At 69.9% G+C, this 14,793-nt stretch carries 12 protein-coding genes and 1 pseudogene; 3 read left to right on the forward strand and 10 right to left on the reverse strand.

What is annotated here, in order from left to right:
- From RTU05_RS13170 to RTU05_RS13215, 10 genes and pseudogenes are all read right to left on the reverse strand, one after another.
- A pseudogene (locus RTU05_RS13170) lies at positions 1 to 354 on the reverse strand (EF-hand domain-containing protein); the annotation flags it as partial.
- A 46-nt stretch (positions 355 to 400) separates the two neighbouring features.
- The gene (locus tag RTU05_RS13175) at positions 401 to 3,322 is read right to left on the reverse strand and encodes a bifunctional [glutamine synthetase] adenylyltransferase/[glutamine synthetase]-adenylyl-L-tyrosine phosphorylase (protein ID WP_312598827.1); all 2,922 of its coding nucleotides are present in this window, start codon (positions 3,320 to 3,322) and stop codon (positions 401 to 403) included.
- Between the two features lie 138 nt (positions 3,323 to 3,460).
- Positions 3,461 to 4,882, reverse strand: coding sequence for an ATP-binding protein (locus RTU05_RS13180; protein ID WP_312598828.1), 1,422 nt, complete (start codon positions 4,880 to 4,882; stop codon positions 3,461 to 3,463).
- 132 nt (positions 4,883 to 5,014) lie between these two features.
- Positions 5,015 to 5,686, reverse strand: coding sequence for a response regulator transcription factor (locus RTU05_RS13185; protein ID WP_248117903.1), 672 nt, complete (start codon positions 5,684 to 5,686; stop codon positions 5,015 to 5,017).
- A gap of 82 nt (positions 5,687 to 5,768) precedes the next feature.
- Positions 5,769 to 7,307: a Do family serine endopeptidase gene (locus RTU05_RS13190; protein ID WP_312598829.1), complete on the reverse strand. Its 1,539-nt coding sequence runs from the start codon at positions 7,305 to 7,307 to the stop codon at positions 5,769 to 5,771.
- A gap of 107 nt (positions 7,308 to 7,414) precedes the next feature.
- On the reverse strand, positions 7,415 to 7,912 hold the full coding sequence (locus tag RTU05_RS13195) for a cytochrome c-type biogenesis protein (protein WP_312598830.1): 498 nt from the start codon (positions 7,910 to 7,912) through the stop codon (positions 7,415 to 7,417).
- A 5-nt stretch (positions 7,913 to 7,917) separates the two neighbouring features.
- On the reverse strand, positions 7,918 to 9,906 hold the full coding sequence (locus tag RTU05_RS13200; protein ID WP_312598831.1) for a heme lyase CcmF/NrfE family subunit: 1,989 nt from the start codon (positions 9,904 to 9,906) through the stop codon (positions 7,918 to 7,920).
- Positions 9,903 to 10,400: a cytochrome c maturation protein CcmE gene (gene ccmE / locus RTU05_RS13205; protein ID WP_312598832.1), complete on the reverse strand. Its 498-nt coding sequence runs from the start codon at positions 10,398 to 10,400 to the stop codon at positions 9,903 to 9,905. The genes RTU05_RS13200 and ccmE overlap by 4 nt, the downstream gene beginning before the upstream one ends.
- Positions 10,401 to 10,458: 58 nt before the next feature.
- Positions 10,459 to 11,277, reverse strand: a complete 819-nt coding sequence (gene ccmI, locus RTU05_RS13210) for a c-type cytochrome biogenesis protein CcmI (RefSeq protein WP_312598833.1) — start codon at positions 11,275 to 11,277, stop codon at positions 10,459 to 10,461.
- Between the two features lie 45 nt (positions 11,278 to 11,322).
- A complete protein-coding gene (locus tag RTU05_RS13215) occupies positions 11,323 to 12,684 on the reverse strand; it encodes a hypothetical protein (RefSeq protein WP_312598834.1) in 1,362 nt (453 codons plus the stop codon).
- A 159-nt stretch (positions 12,685 to 12,843) separates the two neighbouring features.
- On the opposite strand from RTU05_RS13215, the gene RTU05_RS13220 reads away from it, so the two are divergent.
- The 3 genes from RTU05_RS13220 to RTU05_RS13230 form a co-directional block, all read left to right on the forward strand.
- Complete coding sequence (locus RTU05_RS13220) at positions 12,844 to 13,776, forward strand: ABC transporter ATP-binding protein (RefSeq protein WP_312598835.1); 933 nt, start codon at positions 12,844 to 12,846, stop codon at positions 13,774 to 13,776.
- Positions 13,773 to 14,540 carry an ABC transporter permease gene (locus RTU05_RS13225; protein WP_312598836.1) on the forward strand — a complete coding sequence of 256 codons (768 nt, stop codon included), beginning with the start codon at positions 13,773 to 13,775 and terminating at the stop codon, positions 14,538 to 14,540. The genes RTU05_RS13220 and RTU05_RS13225 overlap by 4 nt, the downstream gene beginning before the upstream one ends.
- A gap of 41 nt (positions 14,541 to 14,581) precedes the next feature.
- Positions 14,582 to 14,793: hypothetical protein (locus RTU05_RS13230; RefSeq protein ID WP_312598837.1), on the forward strand; the 212-nt coding region annotated here is incomplete at its 3' end.

Below are 14,793 nucleotides of genomic sequence, written 5' to 3' on the forward strand. Positions count from 1 at the left end.
GCGACGACCCTCGCGGGCGCCGCGTTCGGGACGGGCGGCGTGGGCGGCGTCGAACTCGGCGCGGCTGATCGAGCCGTCGCCGTTGGCGTCCAGCTTGGCGAAGCGGGCGTCGGCGCGGTCGGTGCGCCGGGCCTGCATGGCCGCCTGGCGCTCCTCGACGCTGATCGTCCCGTCGCGGTTCGCATCCATCGCCGTCAGGCGCGCGATACGCCCATCGACGAACTCGGCGCGGGTGATCTGGCGGTTCGGCTCGCCGCGTGCATGATGCGGCGCAGGCGGGGTCTGTGCGGTCGCAACGCCGGCGCTGGCGGCCAGCGCGACGGCGCCCAGGCCGGTCAGAAAGGTCATTCTCATCTCGATCGTCTCCTTTGGCCGCACGAAGCGGCCGGACATAGCCCTGTCAGGAGATTGAACGCGGCGTCTCCGATTCTCCGTCGCGACCCGCCGGAACCACCCGTTCGAAGGCCTTTCGGGCGCGCCCGCGCAGGTCGGTCAGTTCGGTCTTAAGGGTGTCGAAATCGGGCGCCCCCGCCGCCTCGGCCAGACGCAGCTGGAACACCGACGGCTCGGTCTCCGGGTCGACCCGCCCCTCGAAGGCGGCGGCCAGCAGATGGGCCAGCCGCTGCTGAACCCGCCACGCCTCGGCCAGGACCGGATCGTCGTGCAGCGCCTCCAGGGTGGACAGGGTCAGCGGTTCGCCGATGGCGGCGGCCTGAAGCTGGCGGAACTGGGCCGCGAACTCGGCGTCCACCTGTCCGCCGGGGGACAGTTTCAAATCCCAGAATCCATGCGGACGACGCTCGCGGTCCATCAGTCCCCGCATCCTGCGCACGTCGGCGGCGACATCGACGCCGGGGCGCGGACGGCGCAGAGCCGCCTCGATGGCCGCCGCGACACGCTCGCCGAAGGCCGGGTCGCTGGCCCAGACCACGCGGGCGCGGGTCAGGACCATGAACTCCCACGTCTCAGCCTCCTTGGCGTAATAGGCGTCGAAGGCCGACAGGCGCACCGAAACCGGCCCCTTCGACCCCGTGGGCCGCAGACGCATATCGACCTCATACAGCCCCCCTTCCGCCGTATGCGCCGACAGGGCCGCGATCAGGCGCTGGGTGAAACGGGCGTAGAAGACGTCGGCGGTCCAGTCCTTCAGGGTCGATGTCGCCTCGGGCGGGGCCTCGTAAAGCGTCATCAGGTCCAGGTCGGACCCGGCCGTCATCTCGCGAGAGCCGGCCTTGCCCAGCGCCACCACCGCGACCGCGCCCGGAAAATCACCGCCCAGCCGCACCGTCTCGGCCAGGGCCGCCGGCGACAGGGTCCGCATCGCCGCATCGGCCAGGGCGGCGTAGGCCCGGCCGGCCGCCTCGGCCCCCGCCCGCCCGGTCAGGGCGTGGATGCCGATGCGGAACATCTGTTCGCGGTGCAGGCGGCGCACCGCGTTCATGGCCCCCTCGAAATCCTCGGTCTCGCCCGCCTCGCGCAGGATCTGTTCGGTCAGGCCGGTATCGTCGGACAGGTCGGCCAGAAAGCGCGCATCCAGCACCCCGTCCAGGGCCGCCGGCTGACGCCCCAGGGTGCGGGCCAGGCGCGGGGCGAAGGCCATGACGCCGACCACCATCTCGAACAGCCTGGGCTGGTTCAGGAACAGGGCCTGGACCTGAACCCCCGCCGTCAGACCGGAGAAGAAGACGGCGAACCGGCGAAAGGCGTCGTCGGGCGCCCCGGACCGCGCCACCGCCTCCAGCAGGCGCGGCGCGAGGCGGGTGAACAGTTCACGCCCCCGTTCAGTGCGGGTCGCGGGGATGCGGCCGTGGTGCCAGGCGCGGATGGTGTCGGCGACCGAGCCCGCCTCGGAGAACCCCATCCGCTTCAGGGTCTCCAGCGTCTCCGGGTCGTTCTCGACACCGGTGAAGACCAGGCTGCCATAGCTGGAATCCAGATCCTCGCCGCCCTCGAACAGTTCGCCATAGCGGGTATTGACCCTCGCCAGCATCGCCTCGACATGGGCGTCGAAGGCCGACAGGTGCGACCCGCCGGCCAGGGCGGCGACGGCGGCGCGGCGTTCGGCGTCCTCGGGCAGGCGGTGGGTCTGTTCATCGTCCAGCATCTGCACCCGATGCTCCAGACCGCGCAGTTCGACATAGGCGGCCGACAGTTCGTCGGCGACGGCGGGGGGAATATGGCCGGCGTCGGCCAGGGCGTAGAGCGCCTTTATGGTGCGCGGCGTCCTCAGGGCCGGATCGCGACCCGCCAGGATCAGCTGCTGCGTCTGGGCGTAGAACTCGATCTCGCGGATGCCGCCGCGCCCCAGTTTCAGATTGGCGCCCGCCGCGGCCAGCCCCTCGCCGGTCTTGTGGACGTGGATCTGGCGCTTGATCGCCTGGATGTCGAGGACGGCGGCATAGTCCAGGCTGCGCCGCCAGACGAAGGGGACCAGCGCCTTCAGGAACCGCCCCGCCGCGCGCAGGTCGCCCAGCACCGGCCGCGCCTTGATGAAGGCCGCCCGCTCCCAGTTCTGGCCGACGCTTTCGTAATAGGCCAGGGCCATGGGGGCGGCGACCACCGGGGGCGTCGACGACGGATCGGGCCGCAGCCGCAGATCAACCCGAAACACATAGCCGTCGGCCGTCCGCTCGCTGAGCAGGGTGGCGATCCCCTTGCCGATGCGATTGGCGAAGTCCTGCATCTCCACCCCCTCGGCCAGGGCCAGGGTGGTCAGGCGCGGCTCGAAGAAGAGGGAGATGTCGATATCGGAGGAATAGTTCAGCTCATTGGCGCCGTGCTTGCCCATGGCCACGCCGAACAGGCCGGGCACGGGGCCGCGCGAATCGTCGGGCGGCGAGATCAGCCGACCCCGCGCCCTCTGTTCGGCCGCGACGGCGCGCAGGGCCGCGCGGCAGGCGGCGTCCGCGAATCTCGACAGGGCGTCCGTGACCTGGTCCAGATTCCACACGCCGCCCAGATCGGCCAGCGCCGTCAGCAGATGCAGATCGGCCTTCAGCACCCGCAACGGCGCCCGCACATCGTCGGGTTCGCCGTCCAGCGCGTCGGCCTCGGCGAGGATCCGAGCCAGGCCCTCGGCCGGATCGCCCTCCAGCAGCCGGCGCAGATGGGCCGGGCGGCGGCGCATCAGCCCGGTCAGATAGGGCGAGGCGCCCGCGACGGGAGCCAGGGCGGGCCAGGCGGCGGTCAGGACGTCGGACCAGCCGTCCGCCGCGGCGGCCTCGGTCAAGGTCTCGTACAGGCGGTCTCCGGCGGCGGGGTTGGCGACGGGGCCGGCGGGGGCGAGGGATTGAAACAGGGGTTTGGACTTGAGTTCAGGCATTCAAATCTTCCGCTCATCCCCGCGAAAGCGGGGACCCAGTGCTGTCGCTCGGCAGGGTGTTGGACCACGATCCCGACACGGCCCACAAGTCCGCACGCCCAAAGAACTGGGTCCCCGCTTTCACGGGGATGAGCAGATTTAATGGGTGGCCAAGGCGGCCGGCAACACCAGCGCGACCCGCAGGCCCGGACCGAAGTCGCCATAGGCGCCCGGGCCTTCGTCCAGCACGATCCGGCCGCCGTGGGCCTCGGCCACCGCCGTCACCAGCGAAAGGCCCAGGCCCGAACCCGGTTCGGTGCGGCTGTTGTCCAGGCGCACGAACCGCTGGACCACCCGCTCGCGGTCCTCCTCCGGCACGCCGGGTCCGGTGTCGGTGACGGAATATTCGATCTCGCCGGACGAACGCCGCCGCGCCCTCAGCTTCACCGCCCCGCCCGCCGGGGTGTATTTGATGGCGTTGTCGATCAGATTGGCCAGGGCCTGGGCCAGGAAGGGCTGGTTGCCCTCGATCATCAGCCCCCGGTCGATCTCGGCGGAGAAGTCGATGGACTTGTCCTCGGCCGCCGGTTCGTAAAGCTCGGCCATGTCGGCGGCCAGGTCGGCGGCGTCCATGACCTTGGGGTCCGGCGCGCCACCCGCCTGCAGCCGGGCGATGGCCAGGACGGTGTTGAAGGTCTTCAGCAGGTGATCCGCCTCGTCCAGGGCGACGCCCAGGGCGTCGACCCCGTCGATCTTGCCCGCCTCGGCGTCGATCAAAGCCACCTCCAGCTTGGCCCGCATCCGCGTCAGGGGCGAGCGCAGGTCGTGGGCGATGGCGTCGCCGGCGTGCCGGATCGAGGCCATGGACGCCTCCAGCTGATCCAGCATGGTGTTCAGCCCCTGGCCCAGTTCGTCCAGTTCGTCGCCGGTGTGACGCACGGGCGCGCGAACCTTCAAATCGCCTTCCTGAACCGCCTGCACGACCTGGTTCAGCCCGGCCATCGACCGCTCCACCCGCCGGCTGATGTAGAGCCCGCCCGCCAGGCCCAGCAGCATGACCAGGGCCATGGCGCCCCACAGCGCCTGGGTCAGGCGCGCCAGATAGGCCTCGATGCCGCCGATGTCCTCGCCCACGAACAGGGTGTCGCCCCCCGCCAGCGGCATCACCACGCCGATGGAGCGCCGGTTCTGCACCCGTCCCTCGGCGTCGGCGCTGGTCAGGCGAAAGGTGCTCCATTCGCCCTGACCGACCTGCGGCGGCCCCTTCAGGTCGAAGGGCATGACCGACAGATTGCCGGTGACGATCTTTCCGTCCGGCCCGGTCAGCAGATACAGGTACGGCCCGCCGCGAATGGTGCGTTCGACCAGGGCCTGGTTCAGGGCGTCGATCCCGCGCGTGCGGTGAATGGCGGTCAGTGCGCCCAGCTCGCCCTCCACATCCGCCCTCGCCCGCCCCTGCGCCTCCGACGCCGAGGCGAAATAGACATAGGCCAGGATCGCCCCCGCCGCCGCCACGAACAGCGCCAGGAACAACAGCGTCAGCCGAAACGGCGTGCGACGAAGGACGGAAGGGAGGCGCATGGGATGAGGGGGTGGTGGGCGGCGGCTCGGGTTCAGTGAAAAGTGCCAGTGAGCAAGAGATGAGCCGAAGCGTCGCCGTATTGAGATTTCTCGCTCACCCCTCGCTCACTAGCACTTTTCACCCGTCCCTGCTCACGCCTCCAACCGATACCCCGCGCCGCGCACGGTCTGAAGCATGGCCTTGTCGAACCCCTTGTCGATCTTGGAGCGCAGGCGGCTGATGTGGACGTCGATGACGTTGGTCTGGGGGTCGAAATGGTATTCCCAAACCTTTTCCAGCAGCATGGTGCGCGTCACCGACTGGCCGGCGTGGCGCATCAGGAACTCCAGCAACTGGAACTCGCGCGGCTGCAGGTCGATCTCGGTGGTTCCGCGATGCACGGTGCGGCCGATCAGGTTCATCTCCAGGTCTCCGACCTTCAGCACGGTCTGCACGCCGCCCGTCTCGCGACGGCGCGCCAGGGCCTCGACCCGCGCGATCAGTTCGGCGAAGGCGTAGGGTTTGACCAGATAGTCGTCGGCGCCGGCCTTCAGGCCCGTGACCCGATCCTCGACCTCGCCCAGGGCCGACAGGAACAGGACCGGGGTCTGATCGCCGCCCTTCCTGACCGTCTCGACCATGCCGACGCCGTCCAGACGCGGCATCATCCGGTCCACCACATAGACGTCATAGCCGCCCTTCTGCGATTCCAGCAGGCCGAAGGCGCCGTCCACCGCATGGGTCACCTCGTGCCCCGCCTCGGACAGGCCCCGCACCATGGCGGTCGCCGCCTCGGCGTCATCCTCGACCACCAGAATCCGCATGAACCCCTCCCGGAATCAAAATCGCCGCCGATGTTAGCGCATCGGCGGCGATTGACGAGTTAAGGCTTGGTCAGAATGCCGATCATTCGCCGGTGGCGAACCGCAGCGGCACAGGGCTGGTGCCCTGAGGCGTGCGGACGAACAACAAGATGGCGGGACGACCCGCCTGTTTCGCCGCAGTGACAGCAGCACGCAGGTCGGCGGCCGACGTGATGTTGCGGTCGTTCGCGCGCGTGATCACGAAGCCAGGCATGAAGCCGAGACGCGCCGCAGCCGATCCCTGTTCGACGTTGGTGATGACGACCCCGGTCACATTGGCCGGCAGACTGAACCGAGAACGCGCAGCGGGCGTGATGGCGCTGACGCCGAGACCTTCGATGGTTTCGCTCTGACCCGGCTGGTTTTGGCCCGGTTTGACGGCTCCGCCGTCCTCGGTGGCGTTCAACTCCTCTTCGGAAGGGCGCGTGCCGGAACGCACACTCAGCGTCTGACGCCGACCGTCGCGAATGACCTCCAGCCGAATGGTGTCGCCCGGCTTGGCTGCGCCTACGCGACGGGTGGCTTCCTGACTGTTGGCGACCGCCTCGCCATTCACACCGACCAGAAGGTCGCCGACCTGAACGCCAGCGCGCGCTGAAGGTCCGTCTTCGGTGACGCTTTCGATCAGAGCGCCCTTGAAGTCCTTGGCCTGCCCCAGGGCTTCCCATGACTCGGGGCTGAGAGTGCGAAGACCCAGGCCGACATAGCCGCGCTCGATCGACTCACCGCGCATCAGCCGCTCGGTGATCGCCTTGGCCGTCTCGGCCGGGATGGCGAAGCCGATGCCGACCGATCCGCCGGTAGGCGAATAGATGGCGGAGTTCACGCCGATGACGCGGCCGTAGATGTCGAAGGTCGGGCCGCCCGAGTTGCCCCGGTTGATGGCCGCATCGATCTGGATGTAGTCGTTGTAGCCCGACGGATCGATGTCGCGCGCCTTGGCCGAGACGATGCCCGCCGTGGCGGTGCCGCCCAGGCCGAACGGGTTGCCGATGGCGATGACCCAGTCGCCGACGCGGGGCTGGGCCGTTTCTTCGAAGCTGACGTATTTGAAGTCGTTGCCCTCGACCTTGATCACCGCCAGGTCGGTGCCGGCGTCGCGGCCGATCAGGCGGGCCGGCAGTTCGCGCCCGTCCGACATCTTGACCTTGATCTCGGTCGCGTCGGCGACGACGTGGTTGTTGGTGACGATGAAGCCGTCCTGCGAGATGAAGAAGCCCGAGCCGGCGCCCTGGGTCGTCTGCGGCTCGTCGCCGCCCTGACCGCCGCGCCCTTGCGGGGGCACGAACTGGAACGGCAGGCCGGGAATGGTGAAGGCGCCGCCCTGGGGCTGATCGACCTTGACCGTCACGTCGATCTGAACGACGGCCGGGGCCACCTGTTCGAAGATGGTCGCGAAGCTGCTCGGCGCGCCCGGCGGCGGGGTGAAGCTGTCACCATTGGCCGGGACCGGGGTGATGCGGTTGACCGCCTGGGGTTCGGCGTGCGCGCCGGGCCAGTTGATCACGCCGCCGGCGGTCGCCGCCGCCGCCAGGGTCAGGCCGGCCGCGGCCCCCAGAATGAACTCCTTGCGCTTCAGCATCGTGGTCCTTGCGATCCTCTGTCCGGCGCCAGACGGGCGCCGCTTACGCGATTGATATAGGCCGGAAGGCTTTTGCGCCAATGCCGACGTTCGATGGTTGGTCCCGACTAAAGCCCGTCGTGAGGCGAGGTTGCGTCAGGATCGCGGCGAAGCTTCTCATTTCGTAGAACTTCGTCCAGCCGCCGCTCCTCGTCGGGTGTCAGGCCGGGGGTCTCAGCGGGCTTGCGACGCACGCGCAGCAGCAAGGCGGCCCCGGCCAGCAGCACCAGCACGAACGGCCCGAACCACAACAGCCAGGTGCCCGCCCGAACCGGCGGGGTGAACAGCACATAGTCGCCGAAGCGGCGCACCAGATCGTCGCGCACCGCCTGGTCGGTGGCGCCCGCCGCGATCTCCTCGCGGATCAGGCGGCGCATGTCGCCGGCGACGCCCGCCGGGCTGTCGGCGATGGCCTCGTGCTGGCAGACGACGCAGCGCACGTCCTTGAACAGGGCCTGGGCGCGGGCCTCCTGGGCCGCATCGGCCAACGGCCGGTCGGGCGCGGCGGGCGGCTCGGCCGCCGTCAGCATCAACGCCAGGACCGGCGCGGCCATCAAGGTCGCCATGCGCCTCATGCCGCCTTCCGCCGTCTTTGGCCCACGCCCAGGCGCAGTCGGCGATCCATCAGCGACAGCGCCCCGCCCAGAGCCATGATCGCCGGCCCCAGGAAGATCAGCCGCGCCCACGGGTTCCAGTACAGGCGCACGACCCAGGCCGGTTGCTGGGGACTGCCTGCCCGCTCGCCGATCACCACATAGACGTCGTCCAGCCCCCGGAAATCCAGGCCGACCTCGGTCGTGGTCTGGCCGCCGGCGGGGAAGAAGCGGCGTTCGGCCGTGACGGTCGTCGCCCGCCCCCGGTCGTCGGCGGGGCGCACGGTCAGCCGCCCCTGTTCGGCCAGATAGTTCGGCCCCTCGACCACCCGCACATCGTCCAGCGTCACCGACCACGGCCCGGCCGACACGCTCTGGCCCAGGGTCAGCGATCGCGCCGCCTCGGCCTTGAACCCCGTCTCGACCACGGCGCCCAGGATGAAGACACCCACCCCCAGATGCGCCAGCGCCATGCCCCAGGCGCCCAGCGGCAGGCCCTTCATCCGGCGCCAGGTCTCGGCGCCGCCGGCGCGGAACAGGCGGATGCGCTCGGCGACCTCGGCCAGCGATCCGGCGATCAACCAAGCCCCGACCCCGATGCCGACGGCGGCCAGGGCCTTGCGGGGCTCCCACAGGGCGTAGGCCGCCAGGGCCGACAGAAGGGCTATGCCGCCCGCCACGGCCAGTCGTTGCAAGGCGCCGGGCAGATCGCCGCGCTTCCACGCCAGCAGCGGCCCGGCCGGCAGGATCAGAAAGGCCACCATCATCAGCGGCGTGAAGGTGGCGGCGAAATAGGGCGGGCCGACGGAGATGGTCGCGCCGGACGCCGCCTCCAGGATCAGCGGATACAGGGTGCCCAGCAGCACGGTCGCCGCCGCCGCCGTCAGGAACAGGTTGTTCAGCACCAGCGCGCCCTCGCGACTGATCGGCGCGAACAGCCCCCCGCCCTTCAACTGCGGCGCGCGCCAGGCGAACAGGGCGAAGGCCGCGCCCGCCGTGACGCCCAGGATGGCCAGCAGCATCATGCCGCGCTGAGGATCGACGGCGAAGGCGTGGACGCTGGTCAGCACGCCCGAACGGACCAGGAACGCCCCCAGCATGGAGAAGGTGAAGGCCAGCAGCGCCAGAAACACCGTCCATCCCGCCAGCGCCCCGCGCCGCTCGGTCACCACCGCGCTGTGCAGCAAGGCCGCGCCCGCCAGCCACGGCATGAAGCTGGCGTTCTCCACAGGGTCCCAGAACCACCAACCGCCCCAGCCCAGTTCATAATAGGCCCAGAACGACCCCAGGGTGATCCCGACCGTCAGAAACGCCCAGCTGGCCAGCGCCCAGGGCCGCACCCAACGCCCCCATGCCGGCCAAAAGGCCGTCTGCGCCCGCCCCTCGATCAGGGCCGCGACCGCCAATGAGAAACAGACCGAAAACCCGACATAGCCCGCGTAGAGCAGCGGCGGATGCACCGCCAAGGCCGGGTCCTGCAGCAGGGGGTTCAGCGACGCGCCCTGGAACGGCGCGGGGTCCAGACGGGTGAAGGGGCTGGAGGTGAAGACCGCAAAGGCCAGGAACAGCGAACCCAAGGCCCCCTGCACCGCCACCGCCGACGCCTTCAGTCCGAACGGCAGGCCGCGCGCCCGCGCCAGCGCTCCGCCGAAGACGGTCAGCACCAGACACCACAGCAGAAGCGAGCCTTCGTGACTGCCCCAGGCGCCGGCGACCTTGTACAGCATCGGCTTGTCGGTGTGGCTGTTGGCCGCCACGTTCGACACCGAGAAATCCGAAATGACGAAGGCGTAGATCAGGGCCGCGAAAGCCAGCGCCACCGCACCCGCCGCCGCCAGCGCCGCCCCCTGAGCCGCCCCCGCCAGCACGGGGCTGCGACGCAGCCGCCCCGCCGTCGCCAGCCCAGCCTGGAGGATCGAAAGCGCCAAAGCCAGCGAAAGGGCGAAGGCCCCGAATTCGGCGATCACAGGGACGAGGCTCCCTGACGGATCTCGCCCTGCGACGGCGCGCCGTCAGGCCGCCATTCGCCCTTTTCCTTCAGGCGGTCGGCGACCTCGCGCGGCATATAGTTCTCGTCGTGCTTGGCCAGGACCTGGCTGGCGTGGAAGGTGCGGTCGGCGCCGAACGACCCTTGCGCCACGATCCCCTGCCCCTCGCGGAACAGGTCCGGCAGGTCGCCGTGATAGACCACGCGGGTCACGCCCACATTGTCGGTGACGGAAAAGGCCACCACGCCGTCGCCGGACTTCTGCACGCTGCCGACCTCGACCAGGCCCCCCAGGCGGATGTTGCGGCCTTCCGGCGCCTTGTCGGCCGTGGCCTCGGACGGGGAATAGAAGAAGGTCACGCTGTCCTGCATGGCCCACAGCGACAGGCCGACCGCCAGCGCCAGGATCGGCGCCACGGCGACGACGACCCACAGACGGCGACGGGCCTTTGGAGATCTGGGCAGCCAACTCATGCGACGGACCTCTTCGGTTCGACGCCGTATAGCCACCGCGCCGGGCGCGACCAATGCGTCATTGCGGCCTCGCCTCGGGCAGGCGGCGTTCCAGATCCTGGCGGCGCGGATCGGCCGGATCGAGGGCCGCGATCAGGGGCGCCCACAGATCGCGCGCCGCCACACGGTCGCCCCGCCTGAGCGCCGCCTCGCCCAGGAAGAAGCGCGCGCCCAGCTGATCGGCGTCCAGGTTCAGCGCCTGGCGGAAGGCCGCCTCGGCGTCGCCGCCGATCTGGTTGTCATTGGCCACCACCAGGCTTTCGCCCAGTCGCGCCCAGGCCTGGGCGTCCTTGGGGTCCAGGTCGATCAACCGGCGGAAGGCCGAGGCCGCGCCCAGCGGATCGTCGGCGGCGAAACGGGCGGCGCCCAGCATGGCCAGGGCCTGGCGATCGCCGGGCCTTTCCCTGGCGACGCGGGCGGTCACGGCCGCCAGCTGCGCTGGCTCCAGATTGTTCAGGTCGGCCGCCCAGGCGTCCACCCTGCGCTCATAGCCCTGATCCGGCAGGCCGGGCGCGCCTGTTGCGACATAGAGGCCCAGCGCCCCCGCCACCGTCACGCCGACCCCGCCCAGCACCCACAGCCTGTCTCTGGCGCCCGCGACCGGGGCCGCCGTCGCCGTCATGGCCAGAAGCCGGCGTGCCGCCTCGGCCCGCGCCGCCGAATGGGCGGCCTCGTCCAGAAGGCCGCGCGCCTTCAGCCGGTCCAGTTCCTCGATCTCGCGCGATCCGGCCTGCGTCTGGGCGTCCGTCGCCGGTTCGGCGCCGCGCCGCGCGCCCGCCAGCACCAACAGTGCGGCCAGGGCCGCCGCCAGTCCCGTCATCATCCAGAAGGCGATCATGGTTCAGGGGTCTAGCCGAACAATGGCCGTCGGGCGAGCCGCCTTTCACGCGCCTTGGGGCAGTCGGGCGGTCTCGGCCGTCGCGGCGCGTCGTCGCACCGCGCGCGCCGCCTCCAGCGCCTCGATCAGCGTCAGGAACCGGGCGGCGATCCCGACCAATCTCAACGCCTGGTCGGGGTTGTCGACCTCGCCGTCAGCCACCCCGTCCAGCGCCTCATTGGCCCAGGCGGACAGATAGTCGGTCATCTCTGTCTTCAGCGCCGCGCGGTCGGCCTCGCAGCCGAAGGTGACGGCGGCCCCGCGCAGGGCCGCCATCGCCGTCAGCAGGGCCGCCGCCACCTCGATCGGCTCGCCGTCCGCCGGGGCCTCCAGCCAGGGAGACATCCGCGTCATGCGTCCGGCGAGGGTGCGGCGCTTCATCGGCAGGGCCGCATGCACAGCCGCCGCCGTCGACTTCATCAGCCCAGAGAGCTGGCCCGACACCTGCACCCGCGCCATCCGCGCCGTCTTGCCCCAGCTGGAATCGGGGCGAATCTGCAGGGAGATGTCCATCTCGGCCAGGACGCCGGCGCACCATCCGACCTGATCCACCACCGTCTGCATGGCGTCAGAGGCCAGGGAGGATCGCAGCGCCTGCATCCCCTGGACCCGCGCCTGGACCGAGGCCAGCAGCCGCTCGACGAAGACGCCCATGTCCGAATGGCTCAGCGTCACCTCGCGGTCGGCCAAGCGGCTGGTGCGCGTCACCACCCGCAGCATCCGCTCGGCGTCCGCCACATGGGCGAATAGAATGTCTATCATCCGTCGCCCGCCGTCCGGGGCCACCGCCAGGCAGTCCTGGATCAGCAGACGCAAACCCGCCAACTGGTTGTCGTCCGGCCGCTCCAGCCAGACCGACAGGCGCGGCAGGGCGGTCCGGGCCAGAGGCGTCAGGTCGAAACAGCCGGCCAGCTCGGCCGGTGTGGACGGCGGCGCCCCGTCCGGCGGGCGCTGAAACTCCGGCCAGACCTCGCGCGGCCGGTCGCGCAGCACCGCCGCCGCCCGCGCGCACAGCCGATCCGCCGCCAGGGTCCATTCCCCATCCACGGTCGCCGCCCCGTCCAGCAGCGGCAGAAAGCCCTCCTCGCCCACCACCACCGCGCGCCAGACGCGCGCCAGAACTGCGGGGGGAAAGGTCAGGGCCGGCACGCCGTCGGCGCGGGCCTGGAACAGGGGCAGCAGCGGCGCGAAGGCGGTGGCGCGCCGGGCGCGGTCGCGCGCCTCCTGGCCCACGATGACGGCCAGTTCCGCCGCCTTGTCGCCCGCCATGGCCGCCACCGCCCCGCCCAACTGCGCCAGCGACGCATCGGGACAGGCCTCGACGACCGCCGTCAGGGCGGCGCGGTGGGCGGGGGACAGGGACGACACGCAAGCTCCCGTCGAGACCAGGGCACAGGCCGCCAAGGTGCGCCAATCGGGTTAACAACGACTTGGCGGACGCCCACCCTCTTGAGTGCGGGCGACGGCACGCCATATTGCCGCCACATCCGGCGATGCGCCCCCGCGCCCGCCGCGCCAGGAGGCTGCATGCCCGTTATCCAGATCGACGGCCTGACCAAGACCTACAAGTCCGGGCTTCAGGCGTTGAAGCGTATCGACCTGAGCATCGAGAAGGGCGAAATCTTCGCGCTTCTGGGGCCGAACGGGGCGGGCAAGACCACCCTGATCTCCATCATCTGCGGCATCGTCACACCGTCGACGGGCACGGTGGTCGCGGACGGTCACGACATCCAGACCGATTTTCGCGCCGCCCGCACCAAGATCGGCCTGGTGCCACAGGAGTTGACCACCGATGCCTTCGAGACGGTCATGGCCACGGTCACCTTCAGCCGGGGTCTGTTCGGCAAGGCGCCGAACCCGGCCTTTATCGAACAACTGCTGCGCGACCTTTCGCTGTGGGACAAGCGCGACGCCAAGCTGCGCACCCTGTCGGGCGGCATGAAACGGCGCGTCATGATCGCCAAGGCCCTCAGCCACGAGCCGGACATCCTGTTCCTGGACGAACCGACCGCCGGGGTGGACGTGGAGCTGCGTCGCGACATGTGGGCCATGGTGCGACGCCTGCGCGAACGCGGCGTCACCATCATACTGACCACCCACTATATCGAGGAGGCCGAGGAGATGGCCGACCGGATCGGGGTGATCCTGAAGGGCGAACTGATCCTGGTCGAAGAAAAGACGGCCCTGATGAAGAAGCTGGGCAAGAAGACCCTGACGCTGAACCTGGTCGATGCGCTGAACGCCCTGCCCGCCGAACTGTCCGACTGGGACCTGACGCTGAAGAACGACGGGGGCGAGCTTGAATACAGTTTCGACGCCAACGCCGACGACACCGGCGTTCCCTCGCTGATCCGCAGGCTGGAGGGGCTGAACATCGGCTTCAAGGACCTGAACACTCGCCAGAGCTCGCTGGAAGACATCTTCGTCAGCCTGGTCCACACGAACGGAGCCGCCGCATGACCTTCAACGGATACGGCGTCTGGGCCATCTATCGCTTCGAGATGGCGCGCGCGCTTCGCACCCTGTGGCAGAGCGTGGTCACGCCGGTCATCACCACGGCCCTGTATTTCGTCGTCTTCGGCGGCGCCATCGGCAGCCGGATGCAGGAGGTCGGCGGCGTGCCCTACGGCGCCTTCATCGTGCCGGGCCTGATCATGCTCAGCCTGTTCACCCAGTCGATCTTCAACGCCTCGTTCGGCATCTATTTCCCCAAGTTCACCGGCACGATCTACGAGATCCTCTCCGCGCCCGTGTCGTCGCTGGAGATCGTGCTGGCCTATGTCGGGGCGGCGGCGACCAAGTCGGCGGTGCTGGGCCTGATCATCCTGGCGACGGCGTCCCTGTTCGTGCCGCTGCAGATCCTGCACCCGGTCTGGATGATGACCTTCCTGATCCTGATTTCGGTGACCTTCAGCCTGTTCGGCTTCATCATCGGGGTCTGGGCCGACGGGTTCGAACAGTTGCAGATGATCCCCATGCTGATCGTGACGCCCCTGACCTTCCTGGGCGGCGCCTTCTATTCCATCGACATGCTGCCGGACGGCTGGCGCACCGTGACCCTGTTCAATCCGGTGGTCTATCTGATCTCGGGCTTCCGCTGGGCCTTCTACGGCCAGGGGGACGTGGCGGTCGGGATCAGCGTGGCGGCGACCCTGGGTTTCTTCGCCGTCTGCCTGGCCATCGTCATGTGGATGTTCCAGACCGGCTACCGGCTCAAGAACTGATCCGTCACGAAACGGGCCAGATCGCCAGCGATTGAGAGACCATGTCCGACGACCCGAAGACCCCGCCCGAGCCCTTCGCCCGCAAGCCGGCGCAGTGGGGGCGCATGCCCGCGACGACCTTCCACGTCGGGCCGGTGCCGGTCGCGCCCAATCCGCTGGACCGGATTCCCGATCCGCCGCGCAAGACCCCGCCGCCGCAGCAGCCGCGCGACATCCGCGACCAGAGCCTGGCCTCGGGCCTGGCGCCCACGCC

Source organism: Brevundimonas sp., from assembly GCF_032017145.1.
In the GTDB taxonomy this organism is placed as follows: domain Bacteria; phylum Pseudomonadota; class Alphaproteobacteria; order Caulobacterales; family Caulobacteraceae; genus Brevundimonas.

Coding starts and splice junctions, on each gene's coding strand:
- RTU05_RS13175 (WP_312598827.1), bottom strand. CDS start 3,322: ATGCCTGAACTCAAGTCCAAACCCCTGTTTCAATCCCTCGCCCCCGCC.
- RTU05_RS13180 (WP_312598828.1), bottom strand. CDS start 4,882: ATGCGCCTCCCTTCCGTCCTTCGTCGCACGCCGTTTCGGCTGACGCTG.
- RTU05_RS13185 (WP_248117903.1), bottom strand. CDS start 5,686: ATGCGGATTCTGGTGGTCGAGGATGACGCCGAGGCGGCGACCGCCATG.
- RTU05_RS13190 (WP_312598829.1), bottom strand. CDS start 7,307: ATGCTGAAGCGCAAGGAGTTCATTCTGGGGGCCGCGGCCGGCCTGACC.
- RTU05_RS13195 (WP_312598830.1), bottom strand. CDS start 7,912: ATGGCGACCTTGATGGCCGCGCCGGTCCTGGCGTTGATGCTGACGGCG.
- ccmE (WP_312598832.1), bottom strand. CDS start 10,400: ATGAGTTGGCTGCCCAGATCTCCAAAGGCCCGTCGCCGTCTGTGGGTC.
- ccmI (WP_312598833.1), bottom strand. CDS start 11,277: ATGATCGCCTTCTGGATGATGACGGGACTGGCGGCGGCCCTGGCCGCA.
- RTU05_RS13220 (WP_312598835.1), top strand. CDS start 12,844: ATGCCCGTTATCCAGATCGACGGCCTGACCAAGACCTACAAGTCCGGG.
- RTU05_RS13225 (WP_312598836.1), top strand. CDS start 13,773: ATGACCTTCAACGGATACGGCGTCTGGGCCATCTATCGCTTCGAGATG.